23 protein-coding genes and 2 pseudogenes are annotated in these 23,488 nt (G+C 60.6%); 12 read left to right on the top strand and 13 right to left on the bottom strand.

All coding sequences use genetic code 11. From position 1 onward, the window contains the following. The first annotated feature begins 125 nt into the window (after positions 1-125). A complete protein-coding gene (locus ACOCG7_RS00080; protein WP_421376247.1) occupies positions 126-1,898 on the top strand; it encodes a phospholipase D-like domain-containing protein in 1,773 nt (590 codons plus the stop codon). Between the two features lie 21 nt (positions 1,899-1,919). Here ACOCG7_RS00080 and ACOCG7_RS00085 read toward each other — a convergent pair whose 3' ends face one another. After that, positions 1,920-2,615: a DNA alkylation repair protein gene (locus tag ACOCG7_RS00085; RefSeq protein WP_083081857.1), complete on the bottom strand. Its 696-nt coding sequence runs from the start codon at positions 2,613-2,615 to the stop codon at positions 1,920-1,922. Between the two features lie 1,015 nt (positions 2,616-3,630). Here ACOCG7_RS00085 and ACOCG7_RS00090 point away from each other — a divergent pair. Beyond that, positions 3,631-4,102, top strand: a pseudogene (locus ACOCG7_RS00090) (BCCT family transporter); the annotation flags it as partial. 124 nt (positions 4,103-4,226) lie between these two features. On the opposite strand, the gene ACOCG7_RS00095 reads toward ACOCG7_RS00090, so the two are convergent. The 3 genes and pseudogenes from ACOCG7_RS00095 to ACOCG7_RS00105 form a co-directional block, all read right to left on the bottom strand. After that, positions 4,227-4,745 (bottom strand): hypothetical protein, encoded by a 519-nt coding sequence (locus ACOCG7_RS00095; RefSeq protein WP_421376249.1) that lies wholly within the window; start codon positions 4,743-4,745, stop codon positions 4,227-4,229. 225 nt (positions 4,746-4,970) lie between these two features. After that, positions 4,971-5,450: a DUF1348 family protein gene (locus tag ACOCG7_RS00100; RefSeq protein WP_073429632.1), complete on the bottom strand. Its 480-nt coding sequence runs from the start codon at positions 5,448-5,450 to the stop codon at positions 4,971-4,973. 16 nt (positions 5,451-5,466) lie between these two features. Further along, positions 5,467-6,140 (bottom strand): annotated as a pseudogene (locus ACOCG7_RS00105) (TetR/AcrR family transcriptional regulator); the annotation flags it as partial. Positions 6,141-6,254: 114 nt separating this feature from the next. On the opposite strand from ACOCG7_RS00105, the gene ACOCG7_RS00110 reads away from it, so the two are divergent. Continuing rightward, a complete protein-coding gene (locus ACOCG7_RS00110; RefSeq protein WP_244745547.1) occupies positions 6,255-6,905 on the top strand; it encodes a YceI family protein in 651 nt (216 codons plus the stop codon). A 46-nt stretch (positions 6,906-6,951) separates the two neighbouring features. Here the strand turns inward: ACOCG7_RS00110 and tdh are convergent, their stop codons facing one another. Beyond that, positions 6,952-7,983: an L-threonine 3-dehydrogenase gene (gene tdh / locus ACOCG7_RS00115; RefSeq protein ID WP_083081862.1), complete on the bottom strand. Its 1,032-nt coding sequence runs from the start codon at positions 7,981-7,983 to the stop codon at positions 6,952-6,954. A 13-nt stretch (positions 7,984-7,996) separates the two neighbouring features. After that, positions 7,997-9,196 (bottom strand): glycine C-acetyltransferase, encoded by a 1,200-nt coding sequence (locus tag ACOCG7_RS00120; RefSeq protein ID WP_244745548.1) that lies wholly within the window; start codon positions 9,194-9,196, stop codon positions 7,997-7,999. A 146-nt stretch (positions 9,197-9,342) separates the two neighbouring features. Here ACOCG7_RS00120 and ACOCG7_RS00125 point away from each other — a divergent pair, with 146 nt between their 5' ends. The 3 genes from ACOCG7_RS00125 to ACOCG7_RS00135 all read left to right on the top strand — a co-directional run bounded on the left by ACOCG7_RS00125 (position 9,343) and on the right by ACOCG7_RS00135 (position 11,624). Next, the gene (locus tag ACOCG7_RS00125) at positions 9,343-9,981 is read left to right on the top strand and encodes a helix-turn-helix domain-containing protein (RefSeq protein WP_083081865.1); all 639 of its coding nucleotides are present in this window, start codon (positions 9,343-9,345) and stop codon (positions 9,979-9,981) included. A 106-nt stretch (positions 9,982-10,087) separates the two neighbouring features. Further along, entirely contained in the window at positions 10,088-10,486 is a 399-nt protein-coding gene (locus ACOCG7_RS00130; RefSeq protein WP_114164058.1) for a DUF2471 family protein, read from the top strand. A gap of 55 nt (positions 10,487-10,541) precedes the next feature. Next, positions 10,542-11,624, top strand: coding sequence for a tyrosine-type recombinase/integrase (locus ACOCG7_RS00135; protein ID WP_244745549.1), 1,083 nt, complete (start codon positions 10,542-10,544; stop codon positions 11,622-11,624). Between the two features lie 70 nt (positions 11,625-11,694). Here ACOCG7_RS00135 and ACOCG7_RS00140 read toward each other — a convergent pair whose 3' ends face one another. After that, entirely contained in the window at positions 11,695-12,900 is a 1,206-nt protein-coding gene (locus ACOCG7_RS00140; RefSeq protein ID WP_244745550.1) for a DNA-binding protein, read from the bottom strand. A 2,089-nt stretch (positions 12,901-14,989) separates the two neighbouring features. Between ACOCG7_RS00140 and ACOCG7_RS00145 the strand changes: the two genes are divergently transcribed. Next, a complete protein-coding gene (locus tag ACOCG7_RS00145) occupies positions 14,990-16,336 on the top strand; it encodes a replication initiation protein (RefSeq protein ID WP_073429640.1) in 1,347 nt (448 codons plus the stop codon). 68 nt (positions 16,337-16,404) lie between these two features. On the opposite strand, the gene ACOCG7_RS00150 is transcribed toward ACOCG7_RS00145, so the two are convergent. The 4 genes from ACOCG7_RS00150 to ACOCG7_RS00165 form a co-directional block, all read right to left on the bottom strand. Beyond that, positions 16,405-17,460 (bottom strand): ParB/RepB/Spo0J family partition protein, encoded by a 1,056-nt coding sequence (locus tag ACOCG7_RS00150; RefSeq protein ID WP_083081871.1) that lies wholly within the window; start codon positions 17,458-17,460, stop codon positions 16,405-16,407. Positions 17,461-17,484: 24 nt separating this feature from the next. Further along, the gene (gene parA / locus ACOCG7_RS00155; protein ID WP_073429642.1) at positions 17,485-18,147 is read right to left on the bottom strand and encodes a ParA family partition ATPase; all 663 of its coding nucleotides are present in this window, start codon (positions 18,145-18,147) and stop codon (positions 17,485-17,487) included. Between the two features lie 1,082 nt (positions 18,148-19,229). Next, positions 19,230-19,562 (bottom strand): hypothetical protein, encoded by a 333-nt coding sequence (locus tag ACOCG7_RS00160; RefSeq protein ID WP_421376254.1) that lies wholly within the window; start codon positions 19,560-19,562, stop codon positions 19,230-19,232. A 10-nt stretch (positions 19,563-19,572) separates the two neighbouring features. After that, positions 19,573-19,731, bottom strand: coding sequence for a twin-arginine translocation signal domain-containing protein (locus ACOCG7_RS00165; protein ID WP_421376256.1), 159 nt, complete (start codon positions 19,729-19,731; stop codon positions 19,573-19,575). 287 nt (positions 19,732-20,018) lie between these two features. On the opposite strand from ACOCG7_RS00165, the gene ACOCG7_RS00170 reads away from it, so the two are divergent. Together ACOCG7_RS00170 and ACOCG7_RS00175 are read left to right on the top strand one after the other, a co-directional pair. After that, entirely contained in the window at positions 20,019-20,240 is a 222-nt protein-coding gene (locus tag ACOCG7_RS00170; RefSeq protein ID WP_421376258.1) for a hypothetical protein, read from the top strand. Between the two features lie 357 nt (positions 20,241-20,597). Further along, positions 20,598-20,888, top strand: a complete 291-nt coding sequence (locus tag ACOCG7_RS00175) for a DUF1272 domain-containing protein (protein WP_114164056.1) — start codon at positions 20,598-20,600, stop codon at positions 20,886-20,888. Between the two features lie 71 nt (positions 20,889-20,959). On the opposite strand, the gene ACOCG7_RS00180 is transcribed toward ACOCG7_RS00175, so the two are convergent. Then, on the bottom strand, positions 20,960-21,169 hold the full coding sequence (locus ACOCG7_RS00180) for a zf-HC2 domain-containing protein (protein WP_176035781.1): 210 nt from the start codon (positions 21,167-21,169) through the stop codon (positions 20,960-20,962). After that, entirely contained in the window at positions 21,150-21,758 is a 609-nt protein-coding gene (locus tag ACOCG7_RS00185; RefSeq protein WP_083081874.1) for an RNA polymerase factor sigma-70, read from the bottom strand. Before ACOCG7_RS00185 ends, ACOCG7_RS00180 begins: the two co-directional genes overlap by 20 nt. Before the next feature lie 434 nt (positions 21,759-22,192). On the opposite strand from ACOCG7_RS00185, the gene ACOCG7_RS00190 reads away from it, so the two are divergent. The 3 genes from ACOCG7_RS00190 (at position 22,193) to ACOCG7_RS00200 (ending at position 23,444) form a co-directional block, all read left to right on the top strand. Next, positions 22,193-22,324, top strand: coding sequence for a hypothetical protein (locus tag ACOCG7_RS00190; RefSeq protein WP_268801998.1), 132 nt, complete (start codon positions 22,193-22,195; stop codon positions 22,322-22,324). A 554-nt stretch (positions 22,325-22,878) separates the two neighbouring features. Further along, positions 22,879-23,163 (top strand): hypothetical protein, encoded by a 285-nt coding sequence (locus ACOCG7_RS00195; protein ID WP_073429646.1) that lies wholly within the window; start codon positions 22,879-22,881, stop codon positions 23,161-23,163. 11 nt (positions 23,164-23,174) lie between these two features. Continuing rightward, complete coding sequence (locus tag ACOCG7_RS00200) at positions 23,175-23,444, top strand: DUF6723 family protein (RefSeq protein WP_310126419.1); 270 nt, start codon at positions 23,175-23,177, stop codon at positions 23,442-23,444. The last annotated feature ends 44 nt before the right edge of the window (positions 23,445-23,488 follow it).

The raw sequence follows: 23,488 nt of genomic DNA on the forward strand, positions 1-23,488 counted from the left end.
TAAATTTCTAAAGTTTTCGCATGCCGCGCCGTTAATGGATGCCGCTTTATTCGTGTCTGTCACCGTTCCAACAAAATGCGCGCCCAGACTGAAAGCTTCACCATCCGTCACCGAGGAGCCTAATGATGAGCGTCAGCGTTCGCAGCTATCTATCTCCGACACTCGTGCTGCTTGCCTTCGACTGGCCGGAAGGCGGCACGCGTGAAGACTTCCTCGGCTTCGCAATCAAACGGAGCCCGGGTTTTTTCGCGGCCGACGGACAGGAGCGCGAAGCCAGCAGTTGGTTGCCGAACCGCCTGACGTTCCAGGGCGCCGTGCCGGACACGCAGAAAGACGCGCCTTCGAACGAGGCGCCGATTCAGAAATTCATGTGGTGGGACGCGCGCATCGACGAGCCCGATCGGGAAACGTCATTCACTTATCTCGTCTATCCGTTTGTCGGCACGCCCGATGCGCCGCAATTGCTCGACACGCAAAAGGGCGAATGCAGGTTAACGCTGCCCGCGCATATCGAATCGAAGGTCGGCACCTGGTTCAACCGCGCCGTGGTCAGTTCGCAGGCGTTCGCGCGCAAAGTCGCGGCGCTGCATCTTGCGCCGCATGCGGCTCCCACGACGGACCAGGCGTTGCGCCTGCGCACGTGGCTCGCGAACGATTTGCAGGACGTTTTCGACCTGACGCTCGCTCACGCGCGGCGTGCGGCTTCGGCCGTGTATCACCTCACCGATCCGCTATGGGCGATTCCTGCTTTCGAAGCGTTCGGCAAGCAGCAGGGCAAGGCGTCGCTCGCGATCGTCTACGATTCGCATGAAGTGGCGCGCAAGGGCAAGCCGCCCGCGCCTTCGCCGAATCAGCCAGCGGTCGATCAGCTCGCCGACCTCGCCACCTTCGCGCCGCGCGACAAGACGCACATCATGCACGACAAGTTCGTCGCCGTGGACGACGGCAACGGCGAGGCAACGCCGGCGCGCGTGCTGACGGGGTCGGCGAACTTCACCACCGAAGGCATCACCGAGCAGGCCAACGTGCTTCATCTGTTCGATTCGCCGCAACTCGCCGCGCTTTACAGCGATCGTGCGAAGAGCCTCGCCGCCAACCCGAGTATCGCCGCCACGGCGAAGCTCGCGCCGGGCTGGTCCGATTCGATCGAAATCGGCACCGCGAAGGTCCGCGTCTGTTTTTCGCCGGAACCGAAGGACTCGCGTTTGCAGATCGACACCATCGTCGACGCAATCAGCAAGGCGAAGCACTCCGTGTTGTTTTGTCTCTTCATGCCGACCGACGCGCCGATGCGCGATGCCTGTTTCGCGGCAGGCGACAAAGGGCGAATGATGTTCGGCCTCGTAAATCACATCAGCGCGCAATCCGCCGAAGCGGCGGAAAAGGCTCAGCAGAACGGGCAGATCGTCACGAGCACGGCATTGGCCAACATGGAGCTTTATCACCGCGGCCGCGATAAGCGCGATGTGATCGATGCCGAATACTTTTCGCCGGCCACCGTGCCCGCTGGATTCGAACCCGAACTGCGGCTCTTTCCCGGCGAGAGCGCGCCGGGCTACGCGCCCGTGATCATCCACCACAAGTTTCTCGTGATCGACGCCGAAGGCGCGAATCCGGTCGTCTACACGGGTTCCGCCAATATGAGCAACAACTCGGAACACTTCAACGACGAAAACCTGCTGGAAATTCGCGACCGCCGCCTTGCCGGCACCTATCTCGCCGAATTCCTGCGGCTCTACGAGCACTATCGGGCGCGCGCGTTGGCGATACGTGAAAAGAACAGCGGCACCCATCAGCGCTTGATGCTGGCGCCGAACGGCTCATGGGCGAAGAAGTACTTCGTCGCGGATAGCCCGGAGGCGAAGGCGCGCGTCGCGTTGGCGCACGGCGCGGATTGAGTTGGGTCAGCACGCGAGGCGTCAGCGGATTGATGGCAGATGCTTCGACGCCTCGCGCACAGTGAGCGGTGAGATGAGGTCGCGCGAAGCGGACAGAAAGCCGCTCACCGCCTCCGGAGCGTGCCGCGCGTAATCGCGCAAAGCCCAACCGATCGCCTTGCGGATGAAGAAGTCGCTTTCCGATGCCAACGAACGGGCGTAGCCGAACAGACGTGCTTCGTCGGTATGCTCGCGCCAGCCGAGTTGATGAAGCATCGCGATGCGCCGAACCCACAGGAATTCATGCTCGAGCGCCGCGTCCATCGCGGCCTGCGCCTGCGGGGTCTGTGCTCGCGCCGCTTTCAACACGTCGCCGACCACGCCCGCGAGCGGATCGATCGAATCCCACCAGGCGTTTCGTTGAGCGATTGCCAGTAGATGCGCGATATCCGCAATTCCGAGCGCCTGCCATTTGCGCGCCAACAGGTCGGTGGCAACGTATTGGTATTCGCGTTGCGGCATGGACCATAAGACATTGGCGCAGGCCAGCAAGTGCCCGGCATTGTCCGCGGGAAGCCGCTTGAACACCGGCGATACCGCTTGCCGCCGCAACGGCGCCGGCACGCCGATGAACGCGAACTGGTTTCGCATGCAGGCGCGCATCGCGAGCGAGCGCTGCGCGTCGGCGTGCGGGGCGAGCGCCGCCTTGATTTCCTTGCCGAAAGCGTGGGGTGTCATTGCGCGATGACTGCCCGATCTGAACCGCGTTGGATCGCATGGTCTATCTGTTTGCGGTTAACGATCGCCGATTTGATCGAGACGGGCAAGTGCTCCCGGATTCCCTCACCTTTGACTTCAAAGTGCGCAGACAGGTAGCGTTATTCTCACCGCGCGGACTCCCGAACCTTCTCACCTTTGAGCTTCCGTTTGAACCGGAACACCCCTCGCTATCGGTTACCGACTGGCTAGCCCTGAGCGACGTTGCCAACTCTGTCAGGAATAACGATCGCGCCATGCGGCCCATCGCCGCGGCCGCCGCCCGGGCCACCGCCGCCAGGCCCACCGCCGCCACCACCCGGCGGCGGTCCCCACCAACATCCACTCAAGGTTGCGCTCAACACGGCCAGGGCCGCAATTGCCAACAGCTTCTTCATGCTTTGCTCCTTCGCTATATCTATAGTCACGCGAACCCGTCTCCCGATTGGCGGCGGCACGTGTCACCCGCAACGTATCAATCCGCGAAAGATCATGTTTTACGGAGCCGTTACAACCTCGGTGTGAAAAACGATCGTTGTGGCAACCGGCTGCGGCAAGCGTCGGCGTCCAGCAAAGCGCAGGCGGTATGGGTGCGCCTTTCGGCGCGGTGCGGCGCACTCACGCTTTGTTTGCATATGGAAGAGGATGTAAGGGGAACAACGATATCGGCGGTGCACCGGGACGCGCTCGAGTGCGTTTTTGAACGCGCGGCGAATCACCCTCAGCGGCTGGGAGGCGCACTCCCTGGAGATCTTCACCTTATCGAAGGTGCGCGCCGATCGCGGCGATTCTTCACCTCCTGGAATGGCTCACCTTTGGGAAGCCGAGGGGGGCGCAACGAGTCCCGTATACCTCAAATTAATATCGTCGCTTGCCATGCTTTTTACGTAGTGCAGAAGCACTATCATCCAAGATTATTTGGACTGCCTTGAACTCGCTGGTGCTGTCTGTCCGAAACGGCATCATACGGAGATCGCTCATCGTGCAGAATCAGGGCATCAAAAATGCGCGTATCACGACTACGCTGTCCGCATCCGTCGTCGTTCCCTCGCTGCTGGTCATCGGCGGATTGCTGTTGCGCTGCGCTGTCTGGCCAGAGGAAGCCAACGTGCTATGGGCGCATGCGCAGGGCCTGGATAAGCCGTCAGTTCGACTGGTTCTATACGCTGGCCGTCACCCTCTTCCTCGTATTCCTGATCGTGGTGCCCGCGAGCCGTTTTGGCGACATCCGCCTCGGCCCCGATGATGCCGGGCCAGAGTTCAGTTTTGAATCATGGACCGCGATGCTATTTGCGGCAGGTATGGGTATCGGATTGATGTACTTCGGTGTCGGCGAGCCGATGCAGCACTATCTGAAGCCGCCCACCGCACTTGGCGACACGCCCGCGGCGACGCGTGAAGCCATGCTGATCACGTTCTTTCATTGGGGCTTCCACGCGTGGGCCGTCTACGACGTGATTGATGTAGTCGGCGAACAGACTAACCGTTACTCAAAAGATCTACCGCCTGAGCGCATGGGCGATCACAACTGACCACGCCCAGCGCCAGTGTTTTCCAGAACTCGCGACCTGTTTTGCGAATCGGGATCAGCCTTCAGAACTTCACCTTCAACTGAAACCCGATCGTGAACGGAAGGTTGTCCGAGGGGATCGGTGGAATCACGATTAAGTTAGCCCCGACGCGCTTGTATTCCACCATCACGAGTGGCGCGAGCACCGGTCCGACCGTATGGTCGCGGCCGAGGCCCCAGTCGCCGTAGTTGTAGCCCGAAATGATTCCGCCCATCGCCGCGATTCGCACGATGCCCCAGTGCGCGAACTCCGGCGCCCACACACCGCCGCCATAATAGGAAGGCCGCCGCAGCGAGTTGCGAAAGCCGCCGGCCGTCAGCGCCCATTGATTGTTGAGCCAGCATTCCACGCCGAGGCCCGGATTGAACGGTTCGAAATCGGTGCCTGCGTCCGGTTTGATGTGATACGAGCCGATCATGGCGTCGACCCATACGCCGCCCTCGCACCAGTTGCCTGCATGCGCGGCAGACGCGCCGGCCACGCTTGCGACGAGCGCGAGAGCCGTGCGTCGAATGTGCTTTCTTATTTGCCGGAAATGCATGTTTTCTCCGCCACCGGTCGCGCGCCGGCGTCATCTATGTTACGGGTACGAGTGCGTGCCATCCGTCGCGCACTGTACCTCAAGCCGCATGGGCGAGGTTGAGGACGCGCCCGGAAACGCGGGCACAAGACGTGCCCTCAGTCTGGAAACACAACATTGACGCAGAACCGATGGCAGAGCGATGAACGCGCGGCACGCGTTCACCTCCAATCGTTCAGGAAAGGTTCAAAGGCCAAGATCGGTCAGCCCCGGATGATCATCGGGGCGGCGGCCGAGAGGCCAGTGATAGAGACGGTCCGCTTCGCGGATCGGCAGGTCGTTGATGCTCGCGTGGCGGCGCGCCATCAGCCCGTGCCCGTCGAACTCCCAGTTCTCGTTGCCGTAGGAGCGAAACCAGTTGTTCGAATCGTCGTGCCATTCGTAGGCAAAACGCACGGCGATGCGGTTATCAGTGAACGCCCACAATTCCTTGATGAGGCGATAGTCGAGTTCCTTTGCCCATTTGCGGCGCAACAGTCCGACGATCTCCGCGCGGCCGTGCGTGAATTCGGCACGGTTGCGCCACACGCTGTCCGGTGTGTAGGCGAGCGACACGCGCTCGGGGTCGCGGGTGTTCCAGCCGTCTTCAGCGGCGCGCACTTTCTGGATCGCGGTTTCGCGCGTGAACGGCGGCAGCGGCGGGCGGGTGTCGATTGGATCGGCCATGATGGTTCCTCAGTCTGGTTGCGGTTCGCCGTGATGGCGGTGGTTTCCTCGGGACTTGCTTATGGATCGGCGTGACTCGCCGGGACACCCGGCGTCGAGCAGAACCTCGGCGGTAGCGCGCGCGTCGAGCGCGGCGTCGGCCTCGCCGCTTACCAGCGCGACGGCGATAGCGCCGTCGAGCAGGATCAACCACTGGCGCGACACACGCGCGGCGCGGCGGGCGTCCATTTGCGACTCCGCAGCGTATGCATCGCATTGAGTTCGCACGAAAGCAAGCAAGCGCTCCTTGTGGTCGCGCGCAACGATCCGGATCGGATCGTCGGCGGAAGCGGTTTCACCGGCGGCGTTCAGAAACGCGCAGCCATGAAAGTCCGCTGACGCAAACCACTCGCGCAGCACATCGAACATGCCGAGCAGGCGTTTTCGCGCACGCTTGCCCTGCCGCTCGGTGCCCGCGATGAACCAGTTCATCCAGCGTTCGTCGCGCCGCTCAAGTGCCGCTGCGATGAGCGCGTCTTTCGATCCGAAATGCGTGTAAAAGCTCTTGCGCGCGGTGCCGGACTGCTTGACGATCGCATCCACGCCGGTTGCGTGGATGCCGCCGGTGTAGATCAGCGCTTCGGCAGCGTCCAGCAGACGATCACGCGCACTGCCGGGCGCCACGGGATCAGGATGAGATTCGGTAGGCATGCCCGAAGGGTAGAACGATCATTCTCCTTCGTCAAGTTTTTCCGCGGGTTTTGCGGATCGAGCACGCGAACTGCTATCGTGAGCAGGATCGGTCAACCGGAACGGACTTCATTCATGAGCCTCCTTATCCTTCGCGCCACGCTCGTGCGCGCGCTGCTGGGCGCAGCGTTGCTGACGGCGATGGCCTGCACCCCCGTACAGGTGCTCACGCACTCGGTCAGCCAGAACGAAACGCGCGTGCCGGCCGGGCGCTACGATCTGGACCATGATCATTGCAGCATCACCTTCGACGTCGATCACTTCAAGTACTCGCGCTTTACGATGCGCTTCGATCGCAAGCAAGGTCAGCTCGACTGGAACGAAGGCGGTTTGCAGAAGAGCACCGCGGCGATAACGATCGACGCCGCGAGCATCGATACGAACGTGCCGCTGCTCGACAAAATGGTGAAAAGCGCCAGCATGCTCGACGTAGTGCGTTATCCGGAGATCCGTTTTGTCAGCACGCGGTTCGAGCGCACCGGCGAATCGCGCGGCACATTGACCGGCGATCTGACGATTCACGGCGTCACGCAGCCGGTCACGCTCGATGTCACTTTCAACGGCTTCGCGCGCGATCCGCTCACGAAAAAAGACACGCTCGGTTTTTCGGCAGACGGTCGCTTCAGCCGCGCGAAGTTTGGTTTATCGACGTGGTATCCGGCCGTCGGCGACGATATCCACGTGCGGATTCAGGCCGAGTTCGGAAGAACGCCCGCAGGCGGGTGAGCGCGGTGCGGGCGTTTGATCGCTAGCCGTTCGTGGCCGTTTCGTTCTATGCGGCCGTCCAGTCGAGAATCACCTTGCCGCTCTCGCCCGAGAGCATCGTGGCGAATGCCTGCTGATAGTCGTCGACCTTGAAATGGTGTGTGAGGATCGGCGACAGATCGAGACCGCTTTGCAACATCGCCACCATCTTGTACCAGGTCTCGAACATCTCGCGGCCGTAAATGCCCTTGATTTCGAGGCCCTTGAAGATCACCTGGGTCCAGTCGATCGCGGTCTGCGCGGGCGGAATGCCGAGCAACGCGATCTTGCCGCCGTGGTTCATCGCTTCGAGCATGCTCGTGAACGCGCTCGGTACGCCCGACATTTCCAGCCCGACATCGAATCCTTCGGCCATGTGCAGATCGGCCATGACGTCGCGCAACGATTCGCGCGACACATTCACCGCACGTGTCGCGCCCATCTTGCGCGCGAGTTCGAGGCGATAGTCGTTGACATCGGTTATCACCACGTTACGCGCGCCCACATGTTTGGCGATCGCCACCGCCATGATGCCGATCGGTCCGGCGCCGGTAATCAGCACGTCTTCGCCGACCAGATTGAACGACAGCGCCGTATGCGTGGCGTTGCCGAACGGGTCGAAAATCGCGGCGAGGTCGTCGGAGATTTCCGGCGGAATCTTGAATGCGTTGAACGCCGGTATCACCAGATATTCGGCAAACGCGCCTTCGCGATTCACGCCGACGCCCACCGTATTGCGGCACAAATGCCGGCGTCCCGCGCGACAGTTACGGCAGAAGCCGCATGTGATATGTCCTTCTCCCGACACCCGATCGCCGATCGCAAAGCCCCGTACTTCCTGGCCCATTTCGACGATTTCACCCACGTATTCGTGCCCGACGTGCATCGGCACGGGAATCGTTTTTTGCGCCCAGTCGTCCCATTTCCAGATGTGAATATCGGTGCCGCAAATCGCCGTGCGCGTGATGCGGATCATCACGTCGTTATGGCCGACTTCGGGTTTCTTGACGTCCGTGAGCGTAAGGCCCGGTGCGCGTTCGAGTTTCGCCAATGCTTTCATATGCGCCTCTGCTTCAGATCACGCCGAGTTGACGGCCGACGCGCGCAAATGCATTCACGGCGCGATCGATCTGTTCCGACGTGTGCGCTGCGCTCATCTGCGTGCGGATGCGTGCGCGGCCTTTGGGCACCACCGGGAACGAGAAGCCGATCACGTAGACGCCTTCCTTCAGCAGCGCATCGGCCATGTTCGACGCGAGTTGCGCGTCGCCGAGCATCACGGGAATGATCGGGTGTTCGCCGGGCACGAGCGTGAAGCCGAGCGCGCTCATCGCGCTACGAAAATGCGCGCCGTTTTCCCGCACGCGGGCGCGCAGTTGGGCGCCTTCTTCGCTTGCCAGCAGTTCGAGTACTTTCAGCGACGCGGCGGCAATGCTCGGCGTGAGCGTGTTTGAAAACAGATACGGACGCGAACGCTGCCGCAGCAATTCCACGATCTCCCTGCGCGCCGCGACGTAGCCGCCCGATGCTCCGCCCAGCGCTTTGCCGAGCGTGCCGGTGAGGATGTCCACGCGCGACAGCACCCCGCAATGTTCCGGCGTGCCGCGCCCGTGTTCGCCGACGAAGCCCACCGCGTGCGAGTCGTCGACCATCACCAGTGCGCCGTAGCGGTCGGCGAGATCGCAAATCCCGGCGAGGTTGGCGATGATGCCGTCCATCGAGAACACGCCGTCGGTCGCGATCAGTTTGAAGCGTGCTCCAGCGGCGTCGGCTTCTTTCAGACGGGCTTCGAGATCGGCGAGGTCGTTGTTTTTGTAGCGTAAGCGCTTTGCCTTTGAAAGCCGCACGCCGTCGATGATGCTCGCGTGATTCAGCTCGTCGCTGATGATTGCGTCGTTGTCGTCGAGCAGCGTTTCGAACAGGCCGCCGTTCGCATCGAAACAGCTCGAGTAGAGGATGCAGTCGTCGGTTTGCAGGAACGCGGCGAGCGCGGTTTCGAGTTCCTTGTGCACGGTCTGCGTGCCGCAGATGAAACGCACCGAGGCCATGCCGAAGCCGTCATTATCCAGACCCTGTTTCGCGGCTTCGATCAGGCGTGCGTCGTCGGCCAGGCCCAGATAGTTGTTCGCGCAGAAATTCAGCACGTCGCGGCCGTTGGCGAGCCGCACGTCCGCCGATTGCGGGCTGGCGATCACGCGCTCGTTCTTGTAGAAGCCGTCGGCGCGGATCTGCTCGAGAGTGCCACGCAGATGAGCGAGGTAAAGGTCACGCATGAACCAGACTCCTGAGAAGTGGAGGCGCCCGCGTCAACGTATCGTGCAGGTTCGGCACGGGGCGGCCTGTTATAGTCGGCTACCAGTTTTACCGGATATTTTCGTTTTTTCGAACTAAAATCCGGTATATCGAACAACTCTAAACGATGGGTCAGCAAATGGCAAGTTCGGGTATCCGCCGTGCCGCGGCCAACGCGGCGCCTACCGCCGGTGCAACGTCCGTCGCGGGGACCGCGGCGCCGCCGCGCGTCGGCGAGCAGATTCAGCGTCTGCGCGCCGAACGGCGCATGACGCTCGACGATTTGTCGCGCGCGGCCGGTGTGTCCAAATCGATGCTCTCCGAGATCGAACGTGACAAGGCTAATCCAACCATCGCGGTTGCGTGGCGTCTGACCAATGCGCTCGGCGTCAGTCTCGATTCGCTGTTCGCGCCACAAAAGGCGCCCGAAGCGATCGCCGTCTCCGGTCCGCATGACATTCCCACCTTGAGCGGGCACGACGCCAAATATCAGTTACGTGTGTGGGGGCCGATCGAACTGGCCGGCAAGTTCGAGTGGTACGAGCTGACGCTGCAGGCGGGCGGAGCGCTAGTGTCGAATGCGCACGAGCCTGGCACGCGCGAGCATCTGACCGTGCTGCAAGGATCGATCGAGATCGAGGCCGCGGGCACGACGAAGCGGCTCAAGTCAGCGGACACCGCGCGCTATGTCGCGGACGAGCCGCATGCCATCCGCAATGCGGGAAAGGGCGAGGCGAAAGCGCTGCTGGTGGTGATTCACGGCTGACTCGCGGATGCGCCATTGGCGTGCGTCGGCGGAACCGCGCCGTCGGTCGGAGGTTGCGTCCGTCACTGTATATTTGTACAGTACAGGGTATCGACTGGAGCCGACAATGAACGACCTGACAACCGACCATGCCGACCACGCTCTGGCCGCGCTGCGCTATCAAACCGCGGCGCGGGATCTCGAACGCATCGTGCGCAATATCGCCGCGCGCTACATCGTGCAGCAGGTGCCGCTCACCTGGCGCTTGCTGCATGCAGTCGAAGCCGAGGCGCTGGCGGATCTCGGCTTTGCAAGCCGGCACGACGCGCTGATGCTGGGCCTCTTTCAACGGCCATCCGATCTGCCTTACCCGGAGACGGACGAGGCGGTGGACTTCGGCACATCCACCGCCTTGCCTGCGGTATTCGCGTTCGCCGTCTCCGCTTATGAAGAAGCAGCGCGTCGCGCAGCGCAACCGCCTGCCAAAGACGCGCCTCTGAAACGCGCGCGCGCTTGGGGCGACTGAATGCTGCGTTTTTGACCGGTTGCCATCTACCCGCGCAACGACGGAAGAGCAGCTCATGTCGCCTCCCCATCTGTCTGATCCGGTTCCGCGCCCAGCGCCTTCCACCGATCTTTTCGATCAGAAGCGCGAGGACTGGCGTCGTGACCCGCAAATCGCTTTCGACGCATGGCTCGCCAAACAGCATTTCAGACGCTCTTCTGCTGAGGTCTATCAGGCTCAATGGGGGCTTTTTCTCGACTGGTTGAGCGTGCGGCAAAAGAATTTGACTAGCGTCGATACGCAGACCATTGCGGACTTCGTCGCCAGCCTCGACATCCGCAAACCGCAGCGCGTCCGGTATTTGCGGCTGATCGAGCGAGTGCTCGATCATGTGAGCGAAATCGAAACCGCGTCGACCAATCCGGCCCGCTTCATTGCTCAGGATGGCGAAGCGGCATGGCGAAATGCCCGGGACAACGAACCCACCGGTTTTCTGAATCATGCCGAACGGGCCGCGCTCGTCGCGCATCTGTTTTCGCCGTTGCCGGCTTTGTCCGCGACGCGGCGCCGGAGAGCGCGGCGTGACCGCGCATTGATCGCCGTGTTTCTCGGCGGCGGGCTCAAGACGGGCGAAGCTGCGGCGCTAACGATGAGTTGCGTGAGGGGCGGGTCGCCCTGGGTGAGAATCGAGTCGGCCAATCCCATGCTGATGCGGCGCACTCGCCTCGCGCCGTTTGCGGTGGCCATTCTGGACGCATGGCTCGCCGAGCGGCGTTTGTCCGAATTAGCCGGGAACCTGGTTTTTCCAGCGTCGTCGTGTGGGCGGCCCATGCATAAAGCCACCATGCTGCGCGCGGTCGACGCATTGATCGACGCAGCCGGAATCGCGAAATCGCGGGTGTCACGAGCGAGTCCGCAGACCTTGCGCAATAGTTTTGCCGCGGATCTGTTTGAGAGCGGTGTGGAGGCTGAACTGGTCGGGCAATGGCTGGGCTTTGTACAGGCGGTTTCGGCGAACCGCTTGTATCGTGCTTGGGAAATATGGACGGATCAGCAGGATTCGTTAAACGTGAATGAGCCGGATCCCGCATCCTCGCCATTACCGGCACCCAGGCGCGATGGGCGTTTGACGAGGAAAGCGGCAGCGCGCAAGGCCTGAAAGCCCCACGCCTTGGCTCCCGAATTTCCTCACCTTTGACGATTTGTCCGCGATTGCATCACATGAATCGTCATGCGGATGCCGCGATGGAACCCTTCGACAGGAATCGGCTAACCGCCTCCAGCCTGGAATCGCCCGGTCCCGATGAATGGTCGCATTCGGGACACTGCAATTCAAAGTGGCGATCCACTTGCGACAACTCCGGCTCGCCTTCCGCGCATTTCGGGCATCGCAGAGGCAATCTGACATGGCCGTCCGCTGCCGTGCCGATTGCCTTCAATTCGTCGTGTGTGAGCCGGCCCGCTTCGACAAGCGAACAAAGCAGGGTTGCAATTGCCGGATCGATGCCTTGCTGGCCGCGCAGCACGGCGACTTCTTTTGTCAATGCATCCACTTCGTCGGATTGCTCGCGCAATTGGGCATCGAGCCGGTCGCCGCGCGCCTTGGCCGCGGCGAGTTGTTGAATGAACTCGAACTCCTTGCGGCTCGCGTCACGTACCCCGGACTGATACGTCGCCGCCATGCTTCGCAATGAGTCGAGTTCGACCAGCATCGGTTTCACGCGCCGCTCGGCCTCGGTCACCGCGTCTTTGATCTGTTGCGCATAGTGTTCCGTGCTTTGCCGCAGTTCCATGTGCAATGCGTCGATCCGGTCACGCAGCGTCGCATTGGTCGCCAATTCATTATCAAGGCGTTGACGAAGCGTCTCGTTTTCCTGATCGAGTCGCCGCACCGTTGCCTGCAAACCTTCCTGGTGGGCGTTGCCATGCGTGGTCGTGCTGGATAGCTCGGCCTCGAGCGCGCGGACACGTTCCCATGCGGCCTCGGCCCGCATTTCGCTGCGCTGGATCGCTTCCTCCGACGCATGTTGTCGAATTTCCGCATCTCGCGCTCGCTGGTCGGCGGCGGAAAGTTGGGCGCGAATTTCCGCGCGTTCGTCGTCGAGCGCCGTGCGTGCATGGACAACCGCTTCTTCGAAGAGCGTGCCTAGCAGTTCACCGGCACGATCTTCCAGCGCTTTCGGGATGGCGCCGGCGCCGACCCTGACACGCGATACGTTGCGCAGGCGCTCCCAGAAATGGTCGATGTCTTTTGGAATATCGCTTGCGCTGCCGGTCTGGGTCAGATCGCGGACTGCGGCCATCGACGGACGGATGCCCAGATCGAAGAAAAGTCGCTTGCATGCATGCAGCGAAAGTTCTTGCCGTCGAGCCCCGGTATTTCGCATCGCTTCAAGCTCATTGCGGATGGCCTGCTTTTCCTCGTCCAGATTCATATGTGCCCCCGATCTTGCGTAAATGGGATGAATCATAACAATTTACGTAATATTTGCTACGTATTTAGCGCTAACCAACGCTGTGAGGCGAATTGCCCGGCTTTTGGGGTGAAGGTGGATTGATGGACTAGGCCTAACGGGGTTTTTCCGTGAAACAAAACGAAGAATAGCCGATAAGTCATTGTTGTATAAAAGAATTGATCCGTTTCCAAACGATTGTGCACTGTTTCACGGATCCAGCGCCGGGTGGTGGCCAGGGTCGATCTGTTTTGTCCATGGACACGCGGGGTAAAGCTAGAGAGTAATAAAAGTAAACACCCTTGAACCCTAGTTAAAGACGTTAACGCCACGGCAAACCCTTGCGGGACGGGCGTTCGCGCCCGATGAGGTGAAGCTTTTCGGGAGCCAGGGTGAGGTATCTCGGGACCGTTGAGTGATGAGGTTCGGGGGACTCGGTGAGCAGGTGCGGGACAGAACGTGAGCGAGTTCAGGAACCGCCTAAAAATGCCGGCTTTCCAAAGGTGAGGTTTTGCGGGAGCTGGATCTGGGAGACTGCCCGCCAGGGCTCGACGCTCGCCTGGAAGGGAGGAATGCCGAAGGTGAGCGCTTTCGGGACAGCCTTGTACGCCGGTTTTTACCCTCATTTCGATCCTGGCAGTGCGATTGGTGAGTCAAGACGGGAGAAAACGGGAGCCGGAGGTGAGACTTTACAGGGCGTGCGTGGTTTTTTTGCCCAGATTAAGGGCATCCAGGGCTTAAGGTGAGCGTTTGCGGGAGTCGGGCGGCGTATCGGGGATGCGGTTCAAATGGGAACATCGATGTCGCTACTGTTGTCGTCGCCAGAGGTGAGGAAATTCGGGAGGCAGTAAATCGCGTCGATTATCGGTCGGCGAAATCCTCTGGCTCGAGGCAAAAGGTGAGGTTTTTCGGGAGCTGTTGCGTAGCATTCTGATCGATCAGGTGAGTCAATACGGGAAGAAACTAGCTGCGATAGCTCGGAAAGGCGCGACGGAGGCCGTCGGAGAGTCCGGTCTTTATTGTCTGCCGGATTGCGATGGTGAGGTTTTTCGGGACTCTGGGGACAGCGGTTGATATCCAGAATTTCATGGAAAGGCTGCTTGAGGTGAGGATCTACGGGAGCGCCAGGCGAGATCTACGCAATGCGGTTGATCCAAGCCCATGAAATCATTGAGAAATTGTAGCGATGTTCGTTGAGGTGAGGTTTTTCAGGAGCGTATCATTGCGCCCGGTTGGAACTTCACGCGAAGGAAAGGTGAGGCTTTTCGGGAGGGTTTTTCGGCGGTTCACTTGCAACGACGGTCGGAAGGCCGCGCCGTTGCAAGGGCTGGCTGTGGATTAAGGTGAGCCTTTTCGGGAGCTTTGACGGCTGACTTGATGCAATCGCCTGGGCGCCCCGGTCAGTCCATGTGGCGACTTCCGCGCAAAGGATTTCAGGACCATTCATGCGAGCACGGTTTTCATGGCCGCGCGGCTGGCGAGCGGCATTCGCGCTTTGTATCGCCTGTGCATTCTGATATGCCCATCTTGTCGAGCAGGCCGCGGTTGCAGGCGTGTCGCCCCTGCGTGCGATCTGCTGCCCATTGTTCAAAGCGGCAGCGGGCGTTCCCGCCGGCTCGGCACACGCGTTCCTTGCTCGGCGCCCGAATTCGGACGCTGCTTGTCAGCGCGGTGGCGGTTCGACAGTGCGTTTTGCCACGCTGCCGGTTTGCCCGTGCTCTCGTTCGTTTGCAGACAATCCGAGCGGTTCTCTCCCTCCGGGCGGCGTGAATCAATCGGACTTTCACGTCAGGGTCGCGAAATATCCAAAATTTTTTTAAGGTGAGAAGATTCGGGATTGGTTGGCTCCTGTTCGTTTCCCCGCCAAAATAGCGCCTATTTTCTCCAGGCCGCAGCCTGCAAGGATGGCCCGAACCTGGCGCCAGACGGTTGAGGTGAGGGTTTTCGGGAGCTACTCGAGGTGAGTTTCGCCTCGTAAACTCGCTTCACCCCGAACGGTGAGATTGACGCTATAGACGCGTATCACCACAGTCGGTATGCTCTCGCCAAATCCCCTCCTCGATTCAGACGCATGGCCACGAAGCGCGCGAAGAAGACCGACGTTGTCAGCCCGAGCTCCGCCGAATTGCGCAAGGCCGTCGAGGCGATAGCGATTCAGCCCAAAAGCGGCAAAATCACGCTGCTTACCCGCAAGCTGTTCAACGTGCTGCTCGCCGTGGCGCAGCAAGCCGACGAATCTGGCGACACTTACCGGGCATTGCTGTCCGACATCGTCGCGAATTCCGCATTCGACTCGAACGATACCGCGCTCGTCAAGGAGCACTTGCGGCGCATGGTGTCGGTACAGGTTGAGTGGAGCACCGGCACGTCGAGTCAGAAGCCGGGCCGGAAATGGGGCATCTCCACGCTGATCGCCGACGCGGAAATTCTCGAAGATCCCACCACCCGCCGCGTTTGGGTGGAGTTTTCCTTCGCGCCGAAGATCAAGAAGAAACTGCTTGATCCCGTTCAATACGCGCGTCTGAGTCTCCAGTTTCAGAGCCAGTTGCGCAGTAGCGCGGGGCTTGCGCTGTATGAGATTTGCGTGCGCTATCTGACCAACCCGAGTCATCTGACCATGCGGGAATCGTGGGAATGGTGGCGCCCTATCCTGTCCGGCACGCCGGATACGGAGGCCGGTGACGAGGCGAAGCGCGAATACAAGTACTTCAAACGTGATTACTTGCGCCCGGCGATCGCGGAAGTCAACGCGGTTACCAATATCTTCGTCGAATTGATCGAGCACCGGGAAGGACGGCGCGTTGCCGAGATCCAGTTCCGCGTGACCGAGCGCAAGCAGCCCATGCTTGCACTCGATGAGCATCCGAATGTGTTCGACAGCACACTGGTCGACCGGATGGTGAAGATCGGCATCCCGCTGAAGGAAGCGCAAACGCTGTATGCCGATAGCGAGGAAAACCGTATTCGCGCGGCTTTGCAAATGACCGAACAGCGCATGCGCAGCACATCCTTGCCGCCTGTGCGTAGTGCGCCCGCACTGTTCAAGGACGCATTGAAAAAAGGCTACGCGCCGCCGGTCGAGGCACTGCCGTCGGGTGGCGGCAAGGCCGCGATGACTGCGCCGGCCGACGACCTCAAAGCCCGGCTGCTTGGTGAATACTCGGCATACCGTCGCAAGGAAGCACGCGAGCTGTACGACGAGCAGGGTGAGTCTGAGCGGGAGATCGCGCGACAGTCGTTTGAAGAAGACGAGCTGCCGGGGCTCGGCACGCATATGCGCGACGACTGGCGCCGTCGCGGCCTGGACTCGAAGATTGTCGAGACGGCATTCTTCGACTGGCTGGCGCGCAAGACCTGGGGCGAGCCAACCGATGGCGATTTGCTCGCCTTTACGCTAAGTCAATCGCGCGCGGCGTAATCATTCATTGAGACGGCGGACACGATCATGTGCCGCGGTATCGTGTTCCGCGCTCATTCCGGCATCTCTTACTTCAGCATCTTTTCGATCTGCCGGAGGATGTCGTCGCGCTTTTCGCGCGTGAGCCCCTTCAGTCGCAATTCGATTCGATCGTCACCGTACGATTTGAGATCGCCCACCGAAACGCCCCCAAGCTTGATTTCGAGACGTTGAGCATAGCGTTGCCGGCCCGCCGGTTTGCTGCTTTCCTGGGCGGTGGCTCGGCCCTTCACGATGTCGGCGACTTGCCGCGTGCTAAGGTCATCGGAAATGATTTTGTTGATCAGGCGCAGCGTTGCATCGGCGCCGCGAGCGGTGTGATAGCGACCCACCTGATACGCCATGTTCGAGCCAAAACGGTCAGGCCGCGCGACCATTTCATGCATGACGGCCTCTGGCAACTTGGCGATCGACAAGGCAACGGCAACGGTCGACTCGTCCAGTCCGAGATGTTCGGCGAGCTCCTTTTGGCTCTGGAAATGCCGATCATCGAGAAAGCGTTTCCATACGACTGCGTTGTCAAATACCGTCTGCGAATCGCGTTGGACGTTGAGGTCATAACCAAGCTTATAGCTCTGGATCCCGATCGGCAGGTCGATGACGACCGCCTTGACCGATTCCTTGTTCGCTTCTTTCAGCGCCCGCACGCGCCGCCCTCCGTCGCTGACGAAGTAGGTGCCGGGATTGTCGTAATCGGGAATGACGTGAATCGCCTGCTGCTGCCCCTGCCTTGCGAGATTGACGGCAAGCTCGGCAATGGACGGCTTTAGGTAAAAATGCCGGGGATTGAAGGGGCTCGGCTTGATCGTTTTGAGCGCGAGGTCGATTACCTGGCCTGGCCGATAGCCATGCTCGATTCGCCATGCGCGATAGGCTGCGGATTCATTGGACACCTCGTCAGCGTCGATTTCTACGTCGCTTTGCGGCACGACCGGTGAAACTGGGCGCCCCGCTGCCTGGTTGCCCGTCGGGCCGTTCTTGACCAGACCGTCGATTGCATTCAGACGGTCGAGCGCGGTTCGTTTTTCGCTGCTGGTCGTGTCAGGACGTGCTTGAAAGCCTTTGGCGAATTGGGAGGGTTTCATTCAGGGTCCTTTATGCGCATAAATTCACGGGAGCAGGGCGGCGATCTCGTTGGCGCACGCCCGTACTTCGATGGCGGCGAGCTTGGCACCGCGATCGTTCATTTGAAGCACTGTCTGCCCTAACGCCATTGCCTGCTTGTAGGCCTCGCGTGTCGGAATCTGGGTTTTGAGCAACGGGAATCCAAGCTCTTCCAACGCACGCTTCAGTTCGCGCGTGAGCATCCGTTTCTCTTCCGTCTTGTTGAGCAGAAAGACCGCCCGGAGGTCCTCGTTCATTACTTGAGCTTGCTGGACCAGCTTCACCAATCCAACGCTCGACCAATAGTCGGCAGGCGATGACGACGTCGGAATTACCGCGACGCTAGCTGCGAGCAATACGACGCCGGAGACTTTCTCTGTGATAGAGGGTGGGCAATCGACGACGATGATGTCGTAGTCAGCCACGAACTTCTTGATCTCGCGATGGATCTGGCTACCGGCTTCGGAAAGATTGACGACTGGAAACGGGATGCCGGTGTCGCCGTCTGACGATGCACTGGCCCAATGGATCAGCGTGTTTTGACCGTCTGCGTCTACAACGAGGACGCGTTTCCCTTTCTCATGGAATGCGGCGCCCAGGTGCATCGCGATTGTGCTTTTCCCGACTCCTCCCTTCTGCTGAGTTACCGCGATGATTTCTGCTGCCAATCTTCACCTCCTCTTTTTAGACGCAAATGGATTTTACCTGGATGAATTGGCATTTCAATCAATTTGTGTAAACTCGAGAAGAAATAGCCATTTGGCCTAGGTTTATGCGCATAAAGGTGATCGGGTGATTAGACTCCCCTTTGCGATGATCCCGGTCCGGCACATGCCGGCGGGTTGGCCTGTCAATGCGTCAAGCCGAGATTAGCTGAGCGCCATGGACGCGTCGCTGAGGGCTACCGCATGTTGTGTGTGGACGAGTCGACGTTTGATTGCTGTTCGTTGACGGTGCACTTCCTGGGCGGCCTCATATCATCGCCGCGGCCCCTAACGCACGCGCACGCCGCAAGGGTTCGCGCGGGGAGCTTTATGCGCATAAACTTCGGACGAAGAGATTGTTTTGCCCGTTCGCTTGTGCTGGGTCGGCTGCTGTATATCGTTGCGTCAACAGGAAGGTCTATGGCTCAACGCGTAGGCGAACGCCATAAGGGCGCTGATAGCAACTCGGTGATGACGCTGACGTGGAAGCCGTCCGCGATCTCCTACTAGGAATGCCCAACCCCGTCCTCATCGGAAACCCCCGCAAGCGCTTTATGCGCATAAACCGTGGATATCCCAACGATGTTGAGGCAGCCAACTTGCCAACGGTCGCAGGTGGGCGCGAAGCCGGCGCTTCAGCTCGGCGCTAAAACATAAAGAAAAGGCCACGGGCTCCATCGATCCATCCGACGCCACGCCAAACAACGCATGATCACCATCTACCACGACCCCCGCTGCTCAAAATCGCGCGTCACATGCGACTTCGTCGCCAGCACCTACAACACCGCCAATGAGGGGTGATCGAAGTCATCGAATATTTGAAGCAGCCGTTAACGGTCGCCCAACTGGCGCAACTCAACGCGCAATCGGTTGTACCGTCCGCAAGGTGATTCGCGATTCCCACTCCGTCGACGAGCAAGAGCGCATTCGACTGCCGCTTCCCGCTTCGAGGAACGGATCCCAGATCGCCCATGCTTCAATTGCGCCTCGCTGAAGCGGCGCGCGCGTCGCGGGCGGCAGAAAGACCGGCTGGACGTCGCTGTATTTCACGCCGCTCTTCTGTAGTGCTGAGACGAGTAACCAGTGAACATCGGAACCTTTGTTGAGCGCGATTTTCTGTCTTTCGGATCGGCCTGCGTTTTGATCGGCGTCTCTCGATGCACAAGAATGCCTTCGGCACGCGGTGTCGGAATCTCATAGGCGGTATAGACGAAGTTTGGGCCGGCTACCTGCGCAAACACCGCCGGCGCCTCGCCGACATAGCCGAAGCCGATGGCGCCCACGTTCAGTCCTTCGAGCAACTGCGGTCCCGCAGGAAACTCGGTCCACCAGATGGTTACGTCGCGAGGCACGAGCCGCTTTTCGAGCGTGCCGTGCAACTTCAGCAGCTCAGGCGTATTGGCGGCTTTCCGATAGCCGATGCGAAAATCCTTCGTGGACAGTCGTCGGCAAAGACGGAAGGGGAGATGGCGGTAGGGCGGCAGCGGCTAGCGAGGCACCCACGCCGGCGATAAACGAACGGCGGGTGAGCAGCGAACGATGGGACATAAAAATGCTCGTCAAAAAAGACGGGCGCAAAACGGTCCGACTGGCCGCGACGATAATTCGTCCGCAAGCCTAGATGAACCGACAAATTCGCATAAGCAAATCATGTCCATGGACGGAACGAGGAACCTGCTGGCGCGCGGTCTACCCGTATCGGTCCGGACCCCGCTATCGGTCGCCAGATTGCTGCTTCAAGCAGAACGTCCTTTTCAATACGCTGCGGTGAGCCGTTGGCCGCGCTCACGCTCACCGCAACGCGGTGAACCCGGTTGCTGACGCCGGCATGACGCATGACCGGAGACGGCATTCGGCGCGAAAAAAAAATGCTGTCGATGGCCGGTGCGCGTGCTCACCATCGTCGCCAGCGGCGGTCACAAACAGCGCTGATAGTTGCCGGCATCCGCACGACGATTACCGAGGTCGCGGCCGACGCCCCAATGCCGCTGATTCTGTCGGCTTCGCTGACTCCTGCCGCACACGGCTGGCTGCCGGCTCGGCGCCCCTCCGCATGACCATCGCCCCAGTCGCGACGGCCGGCATCGTCGCACCGGTGGTCGCCAACCCGACATGATCGATCCAGCGTTCTGAACGATGCGAAAACTTCCAAACTATGCGAAAACATTTCGGGTTTCTTCAAAAAGCACGACAAATACTCGTGCGCCCGATATACAAACAAATCATGCCCACCGCTGGCCTTACCGCGCCGCGCCGATTGCGAACCGTGCTGAACCCGACAGCACAGCACCAGCCCCCGCCGTGGCAGGAATTGACGCCTGGCTGTCCATTCCGCATGACCCGCGCCGCTTACACTGCAGCCCTGTACATGAGCGTACGACCCGTACCTCACTCCCTAGTCACGCGGAGCCATCATGCTTGAACTGAGACCATCGTGCGAAGGATGCGGCAAGTCACTGCCGCCGAACGCCTCCGACGCAATGATCTGCACGTACGAATGCACGTTCTGTGAAATGTGCGCGCTCACCAGGCTGCGCAACGTATGTCCGAATTGCGGCGGCAATTTCCAGCGCCGGCCGATCCGTACCCGCGAGCAACTCGCGAAACATCCGGCTTGTACCGAACCGCATCCCGTCTCCATCGACGAAGCGTCGCACGCTAGTTTCTTCGAACGCTATCGGAGCGCGCCGCCCGGCGAGCGCTAAAAGAGCCTGCGTTTGCGCCGCCAATTGCGTTCAACAGTCGATGATCAACACTCGATGCGCGGTCACGCACTTCAATCGTCACTACCCGTAGAGTCCGGCGTCGCAATCCCGCTCATCGAACGCGCCGCTACACGCAACAGACGGATCTGCTTGCGGTAATTGCGACAGCCGCTGCAGGTCGGCAGATGCAGCCGGATCGCCACCCATTCGCCGGTTTTTAGAGGACGGTCGAGCGCGTCGGACAACAGGCGCGTGATGTTCTTACACTTCCCCATTCGCATCCTCCCTCGACAAACCCTTTTCGCTCAGACAAGTGCGTAAGCGCAGCCGCGCGCGGTAGATCAGCACGCTGCAATGATTGGCGGTCATCTTGAGTTCCGCGCAGATCGCCTCGGTCTCCAGGTCGAGAAATTCGCGCATCATGAACACGCGTCCGATGTGTTCCGGCAGATGTTCGAGACACATCTCGAACAAGGTCCAGAACTGCTGCTGACGCAGCGCGGTTTCGGGCGTGGGCCAGGGCCGCGGCTTGGTTTCGCTCGACCAGTGGCCGTTGTCCTTGAACAGTTCGCGATCGAGCAGCGCCTCGCCGTCGAGTTCAGACTCCAGCGCGGACAGGTTCACCGTGCGTTGCCGTGCTCGCAACGTGTCGACGAGCTTGTGACGCAGGATGCCGAACACCCAGGTCTTATGCTCCGATTGCGCGGCGAACCGGTCGGCTTGCGTCCATGCGGCGGCGAGCGCTTCCTGCACGGCGTCTTCGGCGGCGGCGGCATCACGCAATTGCAGTCGGGCGAAGCGAACCAGGTCGCGCCGCAATTGCGTGAGATAAACGGGATCGTCGAGCGCCGGCCCATTTATACGCGCCATGACATGCTCCACGGCCGGGCATTTCTTGTTGAATCGTTGCGGTTCATAAGGGGGTGCTTTTGCTCGCGCGTTCTCCGGGATCGTGCGCCATTCTCCCGCACGTCCTTGCACAAGCGAAACGGTATCGAGCATATTCCCGCCGACAAGCGCTGACCGATGAGCTTGGTCGCGCCGGACGGGACGTTATGACAATCGAAAATAGATTATTGCGCAAATCGAAAAACGGGCGTGTGGGGCATATACACGTCAGCAGGCTGTAAGCGAAGCGGCCATTGGCGGGCCAGAGCGGCACCCCCAATCGATTCGGACGGGCAATTATTTCATTCCTTGAAAAAATGTCTTCTTGGCTTCGCGGTTTTTAGGCCGACGCTGAATCGCTATCCTTCGCTCATTCGATCGCCCAGATCGCGAACCCAATGCCAAGGAGTAGCACCATGAAACGCATTCTTTCCGCCCTGATCGCTTCGGTTGCTCTGTTCGCCGCCGCCTCCGGCGCAGTTCACGCCGCCGCTCCCGCGCAATGCAACGGCCCGGCATCCTACTGCAATGTGTTCTTCGGTAACTGATCCGGCCGGCTGCGCGCTGCACGGACGCTTGTCCGGCGCGCAGCGCTAGGATAAGAAAGCCTTGGAAGAAGGGCGCCGCTATCGGCGCCCTTCGTGCATTCAAGCCACCGTGGAGCGAAATGCGACGCTGCCCTACGCAGCAAGCGCCAGCCCGCGACGCCTCGCGGACTCGCCCGACACCGCGCAAGAACAGAGCAAAGAGATAGAGAGCGCTTCCACGAGACACGACGCCGCGAGCGGGCTGAAGCAACAGGCGCGCCCGTCTCGTAAATGCGCCTAACACTCGTCCTCTAACGTGTTACAGTGGGCCAACAGCCTGCAGTTCTCCTGCGCGCCTCGCGCAGTCACCGACGCAAACGTCCCTCGCCACGGCGCCCTGGATCGAGCAGGTCCCTTCCTCCTACCTGGTTTGCAGTGCCGTCAGCCCGGCCCAACTGACGCGGCTGCTGTTCACACGCACCCGTCGCTCACATTGTTTTTGCAGAAGCGCCGCAATCCGGCCGGCGTTACGCCACTGCGACACGGTTCACGAAAGCCTTTACGGAGATCCGCACATGAGCAATACGATCAGAAGTTACCGCGGCCTTGAGATTTATCCGCTGGTTTATCCGCACCAGCCGAGCGGTCTCGATCGCGTTCGCCATTACGATGCGGGCTTCGATGCGGCCGTGCGAATCAGCCGGCGCGGAGCCGACGACACGGTGACCGGCAGCCGGGTGTTTCGCGTGCCGAGCCGTTCGCCTTTCGGCGCGGCCGGCGACGCCCGCATTGCCTCCGCCAACTACGCTGAACAGGTGATCGACGGCATGGTAGCCGGCCAGTCGATCGCCGGCCTTTGATGCGCGCGACAATGGCAAGTCCCGTTTCCAGGCGCTCCCAGAGCGCGCCGCTTCCCGCTCTCACAGGCCGCGCGAACTATCAGGTGACGGCGTCGTCACGCCGTACCTCGAGCGGCACGGTGCCGACGCTCAAAGTGCTCCGCTTGAGCGACGAACGGGTGATCTACCCGTTCCAGGGTCATGCGGATATGCCCTTTTTCGCCGAAGCCGGCGCGGCGCAGTCCTATGCGGAAGCCTATGGCTGGCAGCTTGTGGATGGCGACATCGCGGTTCCGGAGTGAGCGCGAACGCCCGCGCCTGAACCCGGCGCCTGCCCTGGCGTCCC

The organism is Paraburkholderia sp. DD10 (assembly GCF_049177125.1).
GTDB lineage: Bacteria > Pseudomonadota > Gammaproteobacteria > Burkholderiales > Burkholderiaceae > Paraburkholderia > Paraburkholderia terricola.